Genomic DNA, 15,513 nt, shown 5'->3' with positions numbered 1-15,513 from the left:
CAAGGGGAGGCTGAGACGGGATGGCGCTAGCAGACGACCTGATCCGGGAGATCGACGGAAGGCGCGAGGATCTGATCGCGTTGACCCAGGACCTTCTGCGCATTCCCACGCTCAACCCGCCCGGCGAGAACTACCGCGATATCTGCGATTATCTGCAGAAGCGTCTGTCCAGGTCCGGCTTCGACATCGAACTGATCCGGGCGCATGGAACGCCAGGCGACAGCGACAAGTATCCGCGCTGGAACATCGTCGCGCGCCGGGATGGCGACCGACCGGGCGAATGCGTGCACTTCAACAGTCATATCGACGTTGTCGACGTCGGCCACGGCTGGACAAAGGATCCGTTCGGCGGGGAACTTGTCGACGGCAAGATTTACGGCCGAGGCGCCTGCGACATGAAGGGCGGCCTTGCTGCCAGCATCGTTGCAGCCGAGGCGTTCCTTGCGGTCTGTCCGGACTTTGCCGGAGCTATCGAGATCAGCGGAACGGCCGACGAGGAATCGGGGGGCTACGGCGGCGTCGCCTATCTTGCAGGCAAGGGCTATTTCAGTCCGGACCGGGTTCAGCACGTCATCATTCCCGAGCCGCTGAACAAGGACCGGATCTGCCTCGGACACCGAGGAGTGTGGTGGGCCGAGCTGGAGACATTCGGAGAGATCGCTCATGGCTCGATGCCGTTCCTCGGCGATTGTGCCGTCCGGCACATGGGAGCGGTGATCGACGAGATGGAGCAGAGCCTGTTTCCGGCGCTCGCGCAAAAGCGCACTGAAATGCCGGTGGTGCCGGAAGGCGCGAAACAGTCGACACTCAACATCAATTCCATCCACGGTGGTCAATCGGAAGGCGATGCGGATTTCACGGGTCTTCCGAGTCCCTGCGTGCCGGACAGTTGCCGGATGGTGATCGACCGCCGGTTCCTGCTGGAAGAGAATATCGACGACGTGCAGGCGGAAGTCCTGGAAGTTCTGAAGACGGTTGAAGGACGGCGCGACAAGTTCCGCTACGACTTGAGGGAACTGCACAGGGTGTTGCCCACCATGACGGAAAAGGATGCGCCCGTCGTGCGGACCGTCGCGAAGGCCATTGCCGAAACCATGGGCCGTGAAGCTGAATATGTCGTCAGCCCGGGTACATACGACCAGAAGCATATCGATCGTATCGGCAAACTGAAAAATTGTATCGCCTATGGCCCGGGCATTCTGGATCTGGCACATAAACCGGACGAATATGTGGGAGTGGATGACATGCTCGATTCTGCGAAGGTCATGGGCCGTTCGCTGATCGAGCTGTTGGCAAGGCCTTGCGAAAGCAGCCTCAATAAAGGGGGAAGTCATGCGTTTGCGTAAGTTTGGATTGGGTCTGGTCAGTGCTTTGGCGCTGGCAGCGAGCATGGGAATGGCCCATGCAAAGAGCGATATCGTGGTTGCCATGCAACTGGAACCGCCACATCTGGACCCGACTGGTGCCGCTGCAGGCGCGATTGATTCTGTCCTTTACTCCAACGTCTTCGAAGGCCTGACCCGCTTCGGTCCCGATGGTTCGGTCAATCCCGGGCTGGCCGAAAGCTGGGAGATTTCCGAGGACGGCAAGACCTATACCTTCAAGCTGCACGACGGCGTGAAATTTCACGATGGATCAGATCTGACGGCGGACGACGTCAAGTTCAGTCTCGATCGTGCCCGTGCAGACGACAGTCAGAACGCCCAGAAAGCGCTGTTTGCCGGTATCGAGAGCGTGGAAGTGGTTGATCCGCTGACCGTGAAGGTAACGCTCAAGGAGCCGAACGGCAGTTTCCTGTTCAACTTGGCCTGGGGCGATGCGGTTATTGTCGCTCCGGAATCCATTGGCGATATCAAGAGCAAGCCGGTTGGAACGGGCGCGTTCAAGTTCACCGACTGGGTACAGGGCGACCGGATCGATCTGGAAAAGAACGCCGACTACTGGGGTGAACCGGCCAAGCTCGACAAGGTCACCTTCAAGTTCATTTCCGATCCGACGGCTGCCTTCGCGGCCGTGATGGCGGAAGACGTCAACGCCTTCGTCGGTTTTCCGGCGCCGGAAAACCTGCCGCAGTTCGAGGCCGACGCCCGCTTCCAGGTGCTGGTCGGCTCTACCGAAGGCGAGACCATTCTTGCAGCCAACAACAAGTTGCCGCCGCTCGACAACATCAAGGTGCGCGAAGCGATTGCCCACGCGGTTGACCGGCAGGCGATCATCGATGGCGCGATGTTCGGCTACGGCACGCCGATCGGAACGCATTTCGCGCCGCATAACCCTGACTACGTCGATCTGACGGGAAGCAGCCAGTACGATCCGGACCTTGCCAAGAAGCTGCTGGCCGAGGCCGGCTATGCGGATGGTTTCACCACCACACTCAAGCTGCCGCCGCCATCCTATGCCCGCCGGGGCGGGGAGATCATCGCCGCTCAGCTTCGCGCCGTCGGTATCGAAACGGAAATCACCAACCTGGAATGGGCGCAGTGGCTTGAGCAGGTCTTCAAGGGCAAGGATTTCGGCCTGACAATCGTCAGCCATACCGAGCCGATGGATATCGGCATCTATGCCCGGCCGGATTACTATTTCCAGTATGACAATGCGGACTTCCAGAAGCTCATTGCCGATCTGACTGCGGAGAACGATCCGGCAAAACGCTCCGACCTTCTGAAACAGGCACAGGAGACGATCTCCAGGGACTACGTCAACACCTACCTGTTCCAGCTCGCATTCCCGACAATCGCCGACGCCAAGATCAAGGGACTCTGGGAAAACCAGCCGACCCAGGCAACGGATCTGACGGCGGTCTACTGGGAAGACTGACCCATACCGCAAAGCGGATGCTCGCGCCCGGTGTGCGGGCATCCACCTTCACTCCTTTCCTTTTGCCGGTATCTGACTGCCGATAGGCACGCGACGCGTTCATGCTGCAATATTTCCTGAAACGCCTTCTGTCCCTGGGGCTCAGCCTCGTGGCCGCGTCGGTGATAATCTTCCTGGCGCTGGAAGTGGTGCCGGGTGATCCGGCGTCCTACATGCTTGGCCTCAACGCCCAGGAAGACACGCTTGCAGCCCTGCGCGAAGAACTGGGCCTTGGCGGCAGCATCCTCGAGCGCTATGCAGCCTGGGCAGGTGGTCTTCTGGTCGGCGATTTCGGCACGTCCTACACATATCGCACACCCGTTGCAGGCATGATCGCCGACAGGCTTTGGGTGTCTCTGCCGCTCGCAGTCTATGCGCTGGTGCTGAGCACCTTGATCGCCTTTCCGGCCGGTATCTGGGCTGCCTCGCGCCGGGGCTCCCACGCCGATGGCGCCGTCATGGGCGTGACCCAGCTCGGCATCGCCATCCCCAATTTCTGGTTCGCGATGCTGATGGTGCTGGTCTTTGCGATCAATCTGCGCTGGTTTTCCGCCGGCGGATTTCCCGGGTGGGACGCGGGATTCTTCGCTGCCATGAAGGCGTTGACGCTGCCGGCCATCGCCCTGGCCCTGCCGCAGGCGAGCATCCTGACACGGGTGATGCGCTCCAGCCTGCTGGACACGCTGGGAGAGGACTTCATCCGCACTGCCCGTGCCAAGGGTCTCAGCAAGGGACAGGCACTCTGGCGTCATGCGGTGCGCAATGCCCTTATTCCGGTGCTGACGATACTCGGGCTGCAATTCTCCTTCCTGCTGGCGGGCGCAATCATCATTGAAAACGTCTTCTTCCTGCCGGGCCTCGGCAGGCTGGTCTTTCAGTCTATCAGCGCGCGCGACCTGATCGTGGTCGAAAGCGTCGTGATGCTGCTGGTCTTTGCGGTCATCGTCGTCAACTTCACTGTCGACATGGCCTATGCCTGGGTCGATCCGAGACTGCGGAGGCGACGTTGATGAGCGTCCTGTTCCACAGCCGCACACTGCTGCCAGGCGCCATTCTGACGCTTCTGTTCACGGCCGCCGCGCTTATCAGCCTCGTCTGGGTGCCGTATGACACGACAGTGCTCGATATCGCCAACCGCATGAAGCCGCCAAGCTGGCTGCACCCCTTCGGTACCGATCAGTTCGGGCGGGATATTCTCAGCATGATCATGGTCGGTGCGCGCACATCCATTGCCGTCGCCCTGGTGGCTGTCGGCATCGGCATGGCTGTTGGTGTGCCGCTCGGTCTTGCTGCTGCTGCCAGGAAAGGCGGCCTGATGGACGAGATCATCATGCGCGCCAATGACCTTGTGTTTGCGTTTCCAAGCCTTCTGATCGCGGTCATGATCACTGCCGTCTTCGGGGCGTCGGCGCTCAACGCCATCATCGCCATCGGCATCTTCAATATCCCGGTCTTCGCCCGCCTGACGCGGGGCGCCGCGCTGTCGCTCTGGAACCGGGAATACATTCTGGCGGCGCGGGTCGCGGGCAAAGGCTCGGCGCGTATTTCGCTGGAACACATCCTGCCCAACGTCGCCAATCTCCTGATCGTTCAGGGCACGATCCAGTTCTCTCTGGGCATTCTCGCCGAAGCGGGGCTCAGCTATGTCGGCCTCGGAGCACAGCCGCCGACTGCCAGTTGGGGGCGGATGCTGGCAGACAGCCAGACGATGATATCGCTCGCGCCTCATCTGGCGCTGTTTCCGGGCCTTGCCATCCTTCTGACGGTGCTTGGACTGAACCTGCTTGGCGATGGCCTGCGGGACAGTCTCGATCCGAAACTCAGGAGGGCCCGGACATGAGCCTTCTGACCATAAGGAACCTGTCGCTTTCCATTCACGGTCTTCAGATCCTCCGGAATGTCTCAATGGAAGTGGCGCCGGGCCGTATTCTCGGGGTGATCGGCGAGAGTGGATCAGGCAAATCGATCACGGCCTTTTCCGTGCTGCAGCTGTTGCCGGGCGGCGCTTCCTGCACCGGTTCGATCAATCTGTCGGGCAAGGATATCCTGTCGCTCAGCGAAGCCGAAATGTGTGGCCTGCGCGGGCGGGACGTCGGCATGGTCTTTCAGGAGCCGATGACCGCGCTCAATCCGCTGAAGACCATCGGCGACCAGGTTGCCGAGACAATCCTGATCCACGAGCGCGTTTCGAAAGCCGAAGCAATGGTTCGCGCATCGGATGCCCTGCAACGCGCGGAACTACCGCAGGAAAAGTTTCCGTTAAGCCGGTATCCGCACGAACTCTCCGGCGGTCAGCGCCAGAGAGTGGTCATCGCCATGGCGATTGCACTCAAGCCCAAGCTGCTGATTGCCGACGAACCGACCACCGCTCTGGATGTCACGACCCAGGCACAGATCCTGGAACTTCTGAAGCGTCTCGTCGCCGAGGACGGCATGGGGCTGATGCTGATCAGCCACGACCTCGCGGTCGTGGCCGACCTTGCCGACGATCTGGTGATCATGCGTCAGGGCGAGGTGGTCGAAAGCGGTCCGGCCAAGACGCTCTTCGGCAATCTGCAGCATCCCTATTCGCGCGCGCTGCTGGAAGCCTCCGCCCATGTGCCCGAACGCGGCAACGAAACGCTGGAGCAGCCCCTGCTGCAGGTGCGTGATGTCGTGCGCGATTATACCGGACATACACACGGATGGTGGGGCAAGACCACGCAGTTTCGTGCTGTTGATGGCGTCAGCTTCGAGATCCGCAAGGGCGAGAGCCTCGGTCTTGTGGGTGAATCGGGTTGCGGCAAGTCCACACTGACGCGGGCTATCCTGGGTCTGGAAGAAGTGCAGGGCGGCGAAATTCTGTTCGACGGTCTGCCTGTCTTCACCCATCACCACGCCAACCAGATCGTGCGCCGGCGCATGCAGGTGGTCTTTCAGGACCCCTATGGAAGCTTTAATCCGCGCTGGCGGGTGGACCGGCTGATCACGGAGCCTTTCCATCTGCTTTCTGACCCGCCCAAAGGGGCCGAGCGAGACGCGGCAATTGCCGAAGCTCTTGAAAGCGTCGGTCTGAGCGCGTCGGATGCCCACAAATACATTCACGAGTTTTCCGGTGGCCAGCGTCAGCGCATCGCAATCGCACGTGCGCTCATCATCAAGCCGGACCTGATCATTCTCGACGAAGCAGTTTCGGCGCTCGATGTGTCCGTTCGCGCCCAGGTGCTCGACCTACTGGCAGACCTGGCCGACAGGTTTGGCCTGACCTACCTCTTCATCAGCCACGATCTCAGCGTGGTCCGTTCGATAACGGATCGGGTGCTGGTGATGAAATCCGGCAAGATTGTCGAGCAAGGTCCGACGGACACGGTCTTCGACCGGCCGAACCATCCATATACCCAACAACTTGTTGCTGCCGCACCGGTCCTTCCGGCCGGCATCCTTTAGGGGAGGAACCCATGACCCAGGAACTGGACCTTTGGTTCGATCCGGCCAAATGCCTGATCGGCGGAAAATGGGTGGATCCGGCAGGAGGCGGAGAACTGCCGCTCAACGATCCTTCGACCGGGGCACGCATAGGTGCGATTGCCCGCGGTGGAGCGACCGATATCGATGCAGCGGTGGATGCGGCCGAAGCCGCCATGGCAGGCGAGTGGGGGCGGACCAACGCCGCCGAGCGCGGCCGGTTCCTGTTTCGCCTGCGCGAGCTGGTGCTGGAAAAGGTCGATCATCTGGCGCGGATCGAATCCATCGACGTTGGCAAGCCGTTGAAACAGGCACGCGCAGACGCTGTCGCTCTTGCCCGCTATCTGGAATTTTATGGCGGGGCTGCAGACAAGCTCCATGGCGAGACAATTCCCTATCTCGATGGGTACACGGTCTACACCTTGCGCGAACCGCATGGCGTTACCGGGCATATCGTGCCCTGGAACTACCCGATGCAGATCATCGGCCGCTCAGTTGGCGCGGCGCTGGCAACAGGCAATGCCTGTGTGCTGAAACCGGCGGAAGACGCCTGCCTGACGGCGCTCGCCTTTGCCGATCTCGCCCGTCAGGCCGGATTGCCTGACGGTGCGCTGAACGTGGTTCCGGGTCTCGGGTCGGAAGCCGGCGCGGCCTTGACCGCACATCCGCGTGTCCACCACATCTCTTTCACCGGTTCGGTTGCAACCGGTGTTCAGGTGCAGACGGCGGCAGCCCGGAATGTCGTGCCGGTAACGCTGGAGCTCGGCGGCAAGTCGCCTCAGCTTGTGTTCGAGGATGCCGATCTGGATGCTGCCCTGCCATTCCTGGTGAACGCAGGCATCCAGAACGCCGGGCAGACCTGCTCGGCTTCCTCACGCATTCTGGTGCACAGGTCTGTTCTCGATCAGGTGACCGAGCGCATGGCGGCTCGCTATGGGTCGCTGACGGTCGGGCCTGCACTGAACGATCTCGACGTCGGACCGCTGATCTCGGCCAAGCAGAAAGACATCGTCTCCGGTTTTCTGGATCGGGGGGCGGACCTGCAAAAGGTGGCGGAAGGTGTGTTGCAGGACGCACCGGAAGGCGGGAACTACGTCTGCCCGACCCTTTTTGCCGGCGTTTCACCCGGCCACGTGTTGGCACGAGACGAGATTTTCGGCCCGGTGCAGGTGATCATTCCCTTTGACGACGAGGAAGAAGCAATCTCGATTGCCAATGGCACAGACTACGGCCTTGTCGCGAGCCTATGGACCCGCGACGGTGCCCGCCAGATGCGGCTCGCCAAAAAGATCCGGACCGGCCAGGTTTTCATCAACAACTACGGTGCCGGTGGCGGTGTCGAGCTGCCGTTCGGCGGCATGGGCAAGTCCGGTCACGGCCGGGAAAAGGGGTTCGAGGCGCTTTACGGCTTCACCACGCTGAAGACCGTTGCGGCGTTTCACGGGTGAACGCCCGGTCGCTCAATTCGATGCGCGTACAAAGAACAATTGAATGTAGCTCCCCGATCCCGGCTTCCGCTTCGCTCGGCCGGGATGACGCTGGAGAGCAAGGAACCAAGATCGGGAGGTTTGCATGAGACTTGAAGGAAAGAAGGCGATTGTCACGGGTGGGGCCTCGGGCTTTGGAGCCGGCATCGTGCGCAAGTTCGCAGCAGAAGGCGCGAAGGTCATGGTCGCCGACCTGAACCTGGACCTTGCAGAGGAAATTGCCGCGGAAGTTGGCGGACTGGCCATCAAAACGGATGTCTCCAGCAATGATAGCGTCAGCCACTTGGCCGATGTTGCCTCCTCGCTGCTCGGCGGGGTCGATATCCTGGTCAACAATGCCGGCATCACGCATCTGCCCAAACTGATGCAGGACGTTACGGAAGAAGAGTTTGACCGGGTCCTCGCGGTCAATTGCAAGTCGGTCTATCTGACAGCGAAGCACTTCGTCCCGGCCATGACGGAAGCCGGCAAGGGGGCGATCCTGAATGTGGCTTCCACCGCAGGCCTCAGCCCGCGTCCCAGGCTCAACTGGTACAACGCTTCCAAGGGGTGGATGATCACCGCGACAAAGACGATGGCGGTCGAACTCGCCCCGTCGGGCGTGCGGGTCAACGCAATTTGCCCGGTGGCCGGCGAAACGCCGCTTCTGAAAAGCTTCATGGGTGAAGACACACCGGAAATGCGTGCCAAGTTCCTCTCCACCATTCCCATCGGCCGTTTTTCGACACCGGAAGACATGGGCAACGCAGCCTGTTTCCTGTGCTCGGATGAGGCGGGCATGATTACCGGAGTTGCGATGGAAGTTGACGGCGGACGCTGCATCTGAGGATTGATCAGCCTCGGCCGGATCATGTATCGACAGGTCCGAACAGATTTGCGCGACATCCAGACGGCCGAAGGAAGACGAGATCATGAAGCGATACACCGGTGGCTGCCTGTGCGGGAATGTCCGGTTCGTGGCAGAAGGCGAACCGTATCGGGTCGGCCTTTGCCATTGTATTGACTGCCGCAAGCACCTCGGGGCGCTGTTCCATGCTTCTGCTGTCTTTCCGCAGGATGCCGTAAGCCACGAAGGAGAAACGGGCGAGTATCGGGGGCGGTTTTTCTGTCCTCGGTGCGGGTCGTCCGTTTTTTCGCAAACGGGTGATGAAACCGAGGTGCATCTGGGAGCACTGGACGCACTCGACCAAATGACCCCGACCTACGAACTCTGGACCATCCGCCGCGAAGCCTGGCTGCCTGAATTTCCGATTTCCAGACACTACGAGCGCGATCGGGAAAACGAGGGCCGCGAGGAGTAGAGGCTTTCAAACCAGGGCCGGGTGCCAAGTGGATGGCGAGTAGGCCCTGCATTGTGCGTCACGCCATCGCGTTCCGGTCGCTGACGCCTCGCAACCTGTAAGTCTGCGCGCTCTGTTATCCGGTTTGTGCATCTGCAACCGTTTGTACCCTTGCAGTCAGGCAGGAAGTCAGGGGGCTGGATTCGGCCCCTTTTTACTGCGCCATAACGTTCCCGAGCAAATTTTTCACGTTTAAATTCAGGTGAAAGATCCTGAAATCACTCGCTATTTCTACGCATGAAATGAATGCATTCAAAAAAATGAAACGTTTCATATTGACGTTGTAATTCGGCCGTGCTTTCAATTGTGCAGCCTGATAGCGCCCTTGGAATGGCGTGAGAGGTGCAGCCTTTTTGGGAGGAAAATCATGAAGTTATTGAAAATCGCTGCCGCGGCAGCGACCGGCCTCGCTTTGCTTGGTGGAGCCGCTCTTGCCGACGACAAGCCGGTGGTGGGCCTGATCATGAAATCACTGGCCAACGAGTTCTTTCAGAACATGATGGTTGGTGCCGAGGAGCACCAGAAGCGCCGTGGCGACTATGAGCTCAAGGCCGTCGGCATGCAGAACGAGACCGACTTTGAATCCCAGATCAATGCGGTCGAAAACTTCATCACGCAGGGCGTTGACGCCATCGTTGTCGCTCCGGCCGACAGCCGCGCCATGGTCCGTCCGCTGAAAAAGGCGATGGAAGCCGGTATCGTCGTGGTCAACTTCGATGTGGCGCTTGACGAGGAAGCCAAGAAGCAACAGGGCGTAGAACTCGCGTTCGTCGGCCCGGACAACCGGGGCGGTGCCAAGCTTGCCGGTGATGCACTGGGCAAGAAGCTGGGTGAGGGCGCAAAGGTTGTCATCATCGAGGGCAACCCGGGTGCAGACAATGCCACGCAGCGCCGCCTGGGCTTTGAAGACTCTGTTGCCGAGTACAAGCTGGACCTGCTGGACAGCCGGACAGCGCATTGGGAAACCGAAGAAGCCAACCAGGTCTTCGCCACAATGCTGACAGCGCATCCCGACGTTCAGGGCGTGATGGCGGCCAACGACTCCATGGCGATTGGCGTTGTAAAGGCACTGGAAAGCGCCGGCCGCACCGACATTGAAGTCATCGGTTTTGACAACATTCCTGCAGTCGGCCCGATGATCGAAGACGGTCGGATGCTGGCTACCGTCGACCAGTTCGGCACCGACATGGCGGCCAATGCCATCGACATGGCGCTCGACGTCGTTTCGACCGGTGAGCAGCTTCAGGGCTGGGTCAAGACGCCGATCGAATTGGTGACTGCGAAGTAAGCAGTCTCAAGAACGCTCCCGCCCGGTCAGCTTCAGGGCGGGAGCTGTTTATCCATCAAAAAACGACTGGACGCACCATGGCAGCAGCATCGCTTGCCGCAGCGCCCGCCGCTGCACCGGACCGTGCTTTCCTGACGGTCGAAGGTCTGAAAAAGCATTTCGGTGGCGTCAAGGCACTCGACGGGGTCAGTTTCTCCCTGGATGAAGGCGAGGTTCATGCGCTCGTCGGAGAAAACGGCGCCGGCAAATCCACCCTCATCAAGATCCTTTCAGGCGTGTTTCCCTACGACGCGGGACAGATCGCCCTGGCTGGCGAACCTTACCGCCCCATGAGCCCGCATGACGCCAAGGATCATGGCGTTCAGGTGGTTCATCAGGAATTCAACCTGCTTGAACACCTCACCATCGCCGAAAATATCTCCATAGAACATCTGCCGAAGAACAGCCTCGGTCTGTTGGACCGCAAGGAAATGAACCGGCGCGCGCGAAAGGCACTGGATGCAATCGGACTGACGGATGTGGACGTCACCGCTCCAGTCCGCTCTCTCGGGATTGCCCATCGCCAGCTGGTCGAAATTGCCCGGGCGTTGCAGTCGAAAAGCCGGATCCTGATCCTGGATGAACCGACCGCAACCCTGACGGAACGCGAGACCAGACGCCTGTTTGACATCGTTGCCGGTATCAAGGCGGACGGGGTCACCGTGGTATTCGTCTCGCACCACCTTGATGAGGTGTTTGCCATCTGTGACCGTGTTACCGTGTTTCGAAACGGCAAAACCATTGCGACCGATCTGATCAGCGAGACCACGCCGGAAGGTGTTGTGCAGCGGATGGTGGGGCGCAAGCTTGCCGCCGAACAGGACGAACAGCCCGATGGCCATGAGCTTGGCGCAAGCGCATTGAGGCTGGAAGACCTTCTGACCGTTGCAAATCCCGGGACAAACGGGGTTTCGCTTGATTTGCGTTACGGCGAGATTGTCGGGATATCCGGACTTGTCGGGGCAGGGCGTACTGAAATCCTGCGCGGCATCTTCGGGATCGATCCGCTCAAGTCCGGCAAGATCTACCGTGATGGCGCGGAAGTGCGCTTCAAGGGGCCGCGTGACGCCATTGCTGCGGGCATCGGTTTCGTCACCGAAGATCGCAAGGACGAAGGCCTCATTCTGGACATGCCCATTGCTGCCAACATATCGCTGGCCAACATGGGCTCGGTCTCGCGCAGCGGGCTTTTGAAGCTGGCCGAGGAAACGCGCCAGGCTATCGCAAGCGCCGCCCGGCTGACCCTCAAATACGGACGTGCCTCGGATCCTGCCTCTAGCCTCTCCGGCGGCAACCAGCAGAAGGTTGTTCTGGCCAAATGGCTGGCGCGCAATCCGAAGGTGTTGCTGCTCGACGAGCCGACACGCGGTGTGGACGTCGGCGCCAAAGCGGAAATCTACGCCATTCTGAAAGACCTGGCCCGAGAAGGGGTTGCCTTGCTTGTCGTCTCTTCGGAAATGCCGGAGCTGATGACACTGGCCGATCGCATTCTGGTGCTTGCCGAACATGAGATCCAGGGCGAAGTGAAACGCCCGGATTTCTCTGAAGAAAACATTCTGAAACTGGCCTACGGGCAAACGCCGAGCGCCGGGGAAAACGACAAATGACAACCGAAACCTTGAGTGAAACGGCCGCAGCCGCACCGAAGTTCTCCATCCGGACGGTGTTGCACAACGCGGGCATCGGCCTGGCTCTGCTGGCGCTGATCGTCTTTTTCTCGCTCTTCACCGAGCACTTTCTGACGCCCAACAACATCACCAACATCCTGACCCAGATCACCATCAACCTTGTGCTGGCCGTCGGCATGACTTTCGTGATCCTGATCGGCGGCATCGATCTGTCTGTCGGATCCGTCATGGCCTTTGCTGCCGTTGTTGCCGGCAAGGCGATTACCTTGCCCGGCTTTGGCCCGGCGGAGGCGATCGCGCTAGCCGTTGTCGCAGCCACCTTGACCGGCGTCTTCTGCGGCTTTCTCAACGGTGCCATCAGTGCCTACTGGTCGCTGCCGTCCTTCATCATCACGCTCGGCATGCTGAACATTGCCCGCGGCGCAGCGCTGCAGGTTTCCGAGGCACAGACCATCTATTCCTTCCCCTTCGCGTTCGAGGAATTCGGGTCCGCCATGGTTTACGGTGTGCCGGTAGTGTTCCTGGTGGCGCTTGTGCTGGTGTTCATTGCCTGGTTCGTGCTGAACTTCACGGTCTTCGGCCGTCTGATCTACGGTATCGGCAACAACGAGGAAGCTGTCCGGCTGGCCGGTCATTCGGTGGCTCGCTACAAGATCGCGGCCTTCACCATCTGCGGTCTGACCGCCGGGATTGCCGCGGTCGTTTATATGGCACGCCTCAACATCTCCAGCCCGATTGCCGGCATCGGCTTTGAACTCAATGCCATTGCTGCCGTCATCATCGGCGGCACCAGTCTCAGCGGTGGGCGCGGATCGGTCATCGGGACGCTGCTGGGGGCCTTCATCATCGGTGTCCTCGCCAACGGGCTCATCCTGATCGGCCTCAGCGATTTCATGCGCCAGATGATCACCGGTGTCGTCATCATCGTTGCCGTCATCCTCGACTACTACCGTGCAAAGTACGCATCCAAATGAAACGCACAGCCCTTTTGAACCGCCACCTGAGCTTGCTTGTTGCTTCTCTCGGGCACCTGGACGAAATCGTTGTTGCCGATGCCGGTCTGCCTGTACCGGCCGGTGTGAAGGTGATCGACCTTGCCGTTACTGCAGGGGTGCCGAGCTTTCGCGAACTACTGACCGCACTGAAGTCCGAACTCGTCATTGAAGGTGCCGTCTGGGCAGAGGAGGCATCTGCGGAACTGACCTCGTTGATGCAGCATGAAGTGGCTGCCTGGGCGGAGGAGACGGGTAAGGCGATTACCGTTTCGAGGCTTTCGCACGAGGCTTTCAAGCACCGGACGCAAACGGCCAGGGCCGTGATCCGCACCGGCGAGGTGACCCCCTACGCCAACATCATCCTCATCAGCGGAGTTGCGTTTTGACGTCCGTTACCGTTGTCGGCAGCATCAATATCGACCTCACCAGCTATCTCGACCGCTGGCCGAAAATTGGTGAGACGATTTCCGTTCGCGAAACCGTCACCTCGTTGGGCGGGAAGGGGGCCAACCAGGCCGTCGCTGCCGCCCGTCTGGGCGCCAGTGTCAACTTCATCGGTGCCGTCGGCAGAGATGGCTTTGGTGCGGAAGCCGCCGCAGCCCTCAGGCCAGAAGGGGTTGCGATCCTTCTGGAGGAAATGACCAACACCGCAACCGGTCTTGCCTTCATCGATGTCGATCCCGATGGGCAGAACATTATCCGCCTCTCGGCCGGTGCAAATGGCAGGTTGTCACCGGAAAATGTCTCGAAATATGCAGATATCCTCCGCAAGAGCCGCGTCCTGCTTTTGCAGAATGAGATTGGTCTGGAAACATCGCTGGCCGCCGCGCGGATTGCCCGTGAGGCGGGTGCGCTGGTCATCATGGATCCGGCACCCGCGCCGGACCCTGCCTGGCCCGCTGAAGTTCTGTCCAGCTTCGACATACTGACACCAAATGCGGGTGAGGCAGGAGGCCTGTTGGGAACAGAACCGCAAACACTGGCCGATGCACGCGAGGCGGCTGGTACGTTGCGCAGCTTGGGCTTGCGCGGCGCTATCGTCACCATGGGGGCAGACGGAGTTGCCTGGTCAATTGATGGCAGCACCGGCGCCTTGCCTGCGCCCGGGGTTCGCAGCATCGATACGGTTGCCGCCGGTGACTGTTTCAACGGTGCTTTTGCAGCAAGAGTTGCCTCGGGCAATTCGATTGAGGATGCAATTTCGTTCGCCATGCAGGCGGCGGCCCTGGCAACAACCCGCAAGGGAGCGGCAACATCGTTGCCACGTCTGGACGAGATGGAGGCTTTCCCCGCCCAACGCATTGCCTGAATGCATTCATTTGCTTGATCAGAACACCGAGGAATGGTTCAAGGGGGCATCGCCTGGGGCGCGGGGAGAAACGCAAAACATGCCAACAATCAAAGACGTCGCACGCAAAGCCGGTGTGTCCGTTGGTACTGTCTCCCGCGTTCTGTCCAAAAACGAGTCGGTCAAGCAGCCCCTGAAAGAGCGCGTGCTCGCGGCTATGAAGGAGCTGGACTACAAGCCCAACCTGGCCGCCAGGGCTTTGCGCACCAACAGCATTGACGTGATCGGCCTCGTGGTGCCGGATATCACCAACCCTTTCTTTTCCCAGCTCGCCAAGAACATCGAAATGGAAGCCGCCAAGCGGGGCCACTCCGTTATGCTCGCAAATTCCCATGATGACGAGGAAGCCGAACAGACCCAGATCGCGGCATTGCTGGACAGGGCCGTGTGCGGGGTCATCGTGGTGGCAACCTCCGACGGTGGCCAGACACACAAGGCCGACGTGCCGATCGTTTCGCTCGACCGCCGTTTCGGTCCCTATCCGCTGGTCGCAACTGACCATTTCGACGGCTCGGCGAAAATCGCCGATCACCTCGTCGGCCTCGGCCATCGCCGCATCGCCTATATCGCCGGCCCGCAGTCCATGGAGGTGGCCCGCCAGCGGCGGGAAGGCTTTGTTGCCCGGATCAAGGCCCTGTCAACGCCGGAAGATCCGATCACGCTTACTGTCCACGAAGGTCATTTCGATTACGACAGCGGCGAAGACATCGGCCGGTCAATCCTGAAAGACACCTCCCGGGAGACCCGCCCGACAGCCATTGCCGCCGCAAGTGACCAGCAGGCCATCGGCGTCCTGCGCTGCGCCCGCGATCTGAAGATCGCCATTCCGGCGGATCTTTCCGTCACCGGCTTCGATGACATTGCACTGGCAGCTCTCGTGGTCCCGCGTCTCACCACCTTGCGTCAGCCCATTGAACAGCTGGCCGGGTCAGCGGTTGCAAGGATCTTTGCCGGGGAGGCCGCGGCCGACGAAGCGATTGCCGGGGAGATCGTGGTGCGGGAATCGACTGGCAATATCCCGAATCCCTGAGACGCATTGAACGGTTCCGTACCTGTATCCAGCCTGACATAAAAGATGATTTGCAGAT

General features: G+C 60.3%; 14 protein-coding genes. All 14 read left to right on the top strand.

Annotation, left to right across the window (positions count from 1 at the left end):
- Window positions 1-20 precede the first annotated feature (20 nt).
- On the top strand, window positions 21-1,346 hold the full coding sequence (locus ACP90_RS18655) for an acetylornithine deacetylase/succinyl-diaminopimelate desuccinylase family protein (RefSeq protein ID WP_022997676.1): 1,326 nt from the start codon (window positions 21-23) through the stop codon (window positions 1,344-1,346).
- A complete protein-coding gene (locus tag ACP90_RS18650) occupies window positions 1,333-2,817 on the top strand; it encodes an ABC transporter substrate-binding protein (protein ID WP_055659109.1) in 1,485 nt (494 codons plus the stop codon). The genes ACP90_RS18655 and ACP90_RS18650 overlap by 14 nt, the downstream gene beginning before the upstream one ends.
- Before the next feature lie 101 nt (window positions 2,818-2,918).
- Entirely contained in the window at window positions 2,919-3,866 is a 948-nt protein-coding gene (locus tag ACP90_RS18645) for an ABC transporter permease (RefSeq protein WP_022997674.1), read from the top strand.
- Complete coding sequence (locus tag ACP90_RS18640; protein WP_022997673.1) at window positions 3,866-4,696, top strand: ABC transporter permease; 831 nt, start codon at window positions 3,866-3,868, stop codon at window positions 4,694-4,696. The genes ACP90_RS18645 and ACP90_RS18640 overlap by 1 nt, the downstream gene beginning before the upstream one ends.
- Window positions 4,693-6,282: a dipeptide ABC transporter ATP-binding protein gene (locus ACP90_RS18635; RefSeq protein ID WP_062489272.1), complete on the top strand. Its 1,590-nt coding sequence runs from the start codon at window positions 4,693-4,695 to the stop codon at window positions 6,280-6,282. Before ACP90_RS18640 ends, ACP90_RS18635 begins: the two co-directional genes overlap by 4 nt.
- An 11-nt stretch (window positions 6,283-6,293) precedes the next feature.
- On the top strand, window positions 6,294-7,748 hold the full coding sequence (locus ACP90_RS18630; protein WP_062489270.1) for an aldehyde dehydrogenase family protein: 1,455 nt from the start codon (window positions 6,294-6,296) through the stop codon (window positions 7,746-7,748).
- 124 nt (window positions 7,749-7,872) lie between these two features.
- Window positions 7,873-8,613 (top strand): SDR family oxidoreductase, encoded by a 741-nt coding sequence (locus tag ACP90_RS18625; RefSeq protein WP_022997670.1) that lies wholly within the window; start codon window positions 7,873-7,875, stop codon window positions 8,611-8,613.
- An 85-nt stretch (window positions 8,614-8,698) separates the two neighbouring features.
- Window positions 8,699-9,088, top strand: a complete 390-nt coding sequence (locus ACP90_RS18620) for a GFA family protein (RefSeq protein WP_062489268.1) — start codon at window positions 8,699-8,701, stop codon at window positions 9,086-9,088.
- 406 nt (window positions 9,089-9,494) lie between these two features.
- Window positions 9,495-10,415, top strand: a complete 921-nt coding sequence (locus ACP90_RS18615; RefSeq protein ID WP_062489266.1) for a sugar ABC transporter substrate-binding protein — start codon at window positions 9,495-9,497, stop codon at window positions 10,413-10,415.
- Between the two features lie 77 nt (window positions 10,416-10,492).
- Window positions 10,493-12,061, top strand: coding sequence for a sugar ABC transporter ATP-binding protein (locus ACP90_RS18610; RefSeq protein WP_062489264.1), 1,569 nt, complete (start codon window positions 10,493-10,495; stop codon window positions 12,059-12,061).
- Window positions 12,058-13,056 carry an ABC transporter permease gene (locus ACP90_RS18605; RefSeq protein WP_062489262.1) on the top strand — a complete coding sequence of 333 codons (999 nt, stop codon included), beginning with the start codon at window positions 12,058-12,060 and terminating at the stop codon, window positions 13,054-13,056. The genes ACP90_RS18610 and ACP90_RS18605 overlap by 4 nt, the downstream gene beginning before the upstream one ends.
- Window positions 13,053-13,463: a D-ribose pyranase gene (gene rbsD, locus ACP90_RS18600; protein WP_062489260.1), complete on the top strand. Its 411-nt coding sequence runs from the start codon at window positions 13,053-13,055 to the stop codon at window positions 13,461-13,463. The genes ACP90_RS18605 and rbsD overlap by 4 nt, the downstream gene beginning before the upstream one ends.
- A complete protein-coding gene (gene rbsK / locus ACP90_RS18595) occupies window positions 13,460-14,386 on the top strand; it encodes a ribokinase (RefSeq protein ID WP_062489258.1) in 927 nt (308 codons plus the stop codon). The genes rbsD and rbsK overlap by 4 nt, the downstream gene beginning before the upstream one ends.
- 79 nt (window positions 14,387-14,465) lie before the next feature.
- Window positions 14,466-15,455 carry a LacI family DNA-binding transcriptional regulator gene (locus ACP90_RS18590; protein WP_062491759.1) on the top strand — a complete coding sequence of 330 codons (990 nt, stop codon included), beginning with the start codon at window positions 14,466-14,468 and terminating at the stop codon, window positions 15,453-15,455.
- Window positions 15,456-15,513 lie beyond the last annotated feature (58 nt).

This window comes from Labrenzia sp. CP4 (genome assembly GCF_001579905.1).
GTDB lineage: Bacteria > Pseudomonadota > Alphaproteobacteria > Rhizobiales > Stappiaceae > Roseibium > Roseibium algicola.
This window is presented reverse-complemented; position numbering and strand designations above follow the sequence as displayed.

Coding starts and splice junctions, on each gene's coding strand:
- ACP90_RS18605 (WP_062489262.1), top strand. CDS start 12,058: ATGACAACCGAAACCTTGAGTGAAACGGCCGCAGCCGCACCGAAGTTC.
- ACP90_RS18640 (WP_022997673.1), top strand. CDS start 3,866: ATGAGCGTCCTGTTCCACAGCCGCACACTGCTGCCAGGCGCCATTCTG.
- ACP90_RS18635 (WP_062489272.1), top strand. CDS start 4,693: ATGAGCCTTCTGACCATAAGGAACCTGTCGCTTTCCATTCACGGTCTT.
- ACP90_RS18630 (WP_062489270.1), top strand. CDS start 6,294: ATGACCCAGGAACTGGACCTTTGGTTCGATCCGGCCAAATGCCTGATC.
- ACP90_RS18610 (WP_062489264.1), top strand. CDS start 10,493: ATGGCAGCAGCATCGCTTGCCGCAGCGCCCGCCGCTGCACCGGACCGT.
- ACP90_RS18655 (WP_022997676.1), top strand. CDS start 21: ATGGCGCTAGCAGACGACCTGATCCGGGAGATCGACGGAAGGCGCGAG.
- ACP90_RS18645 (WP_022997674.1), top strand. CDS start 2,919: ATGCTGCAATATTTCCTGAAACGCCTTCTGTCCCTGGGGCTCAGCCTC.
- ACP90_RS18650 (WP_055659109.1), top strand. CDS start 1,333: ATGCGTTTGCGTAAGTTTGGATTGGGTCTGGTCAGTGCTTTGGCGCTG.
- ACP90_RS18625 (WP_022997670.1), top strand. CDS start 7,873: ATGAGACTTGAAGGAAAGAAGGCGATTGTCACGGGTGGGGCCTCGGGC.
- ACP90_RS18620 (WP_062489268.1), top strand. CDS start 8,699: ATGAAGCGATACACCGGTGGCTGCCTGTGCGGGAATGTCCGGTTCGTG.
- ACP90_RS18590 (WP_062491759.1), top strand. CDS start 14,466: ATGCCAACAATCAAAGACGTCGCACGCAAAGCCGGTGTGTCCGTTGGT.
- rbsD (WP_062489260.1), top strand. CDS start 13,053: ATGAAACGCACAGCCCTTTTGAACCGCCACCTGAGCTTGCTTGTTGCT.
- ACP90_RS18615 (WP_062489266.1), top strand. CDS start 9,495: ATGAAGTTATTGAAAATCGCTGCCGCGGCAGCGACCGGCCTCGCTTTG.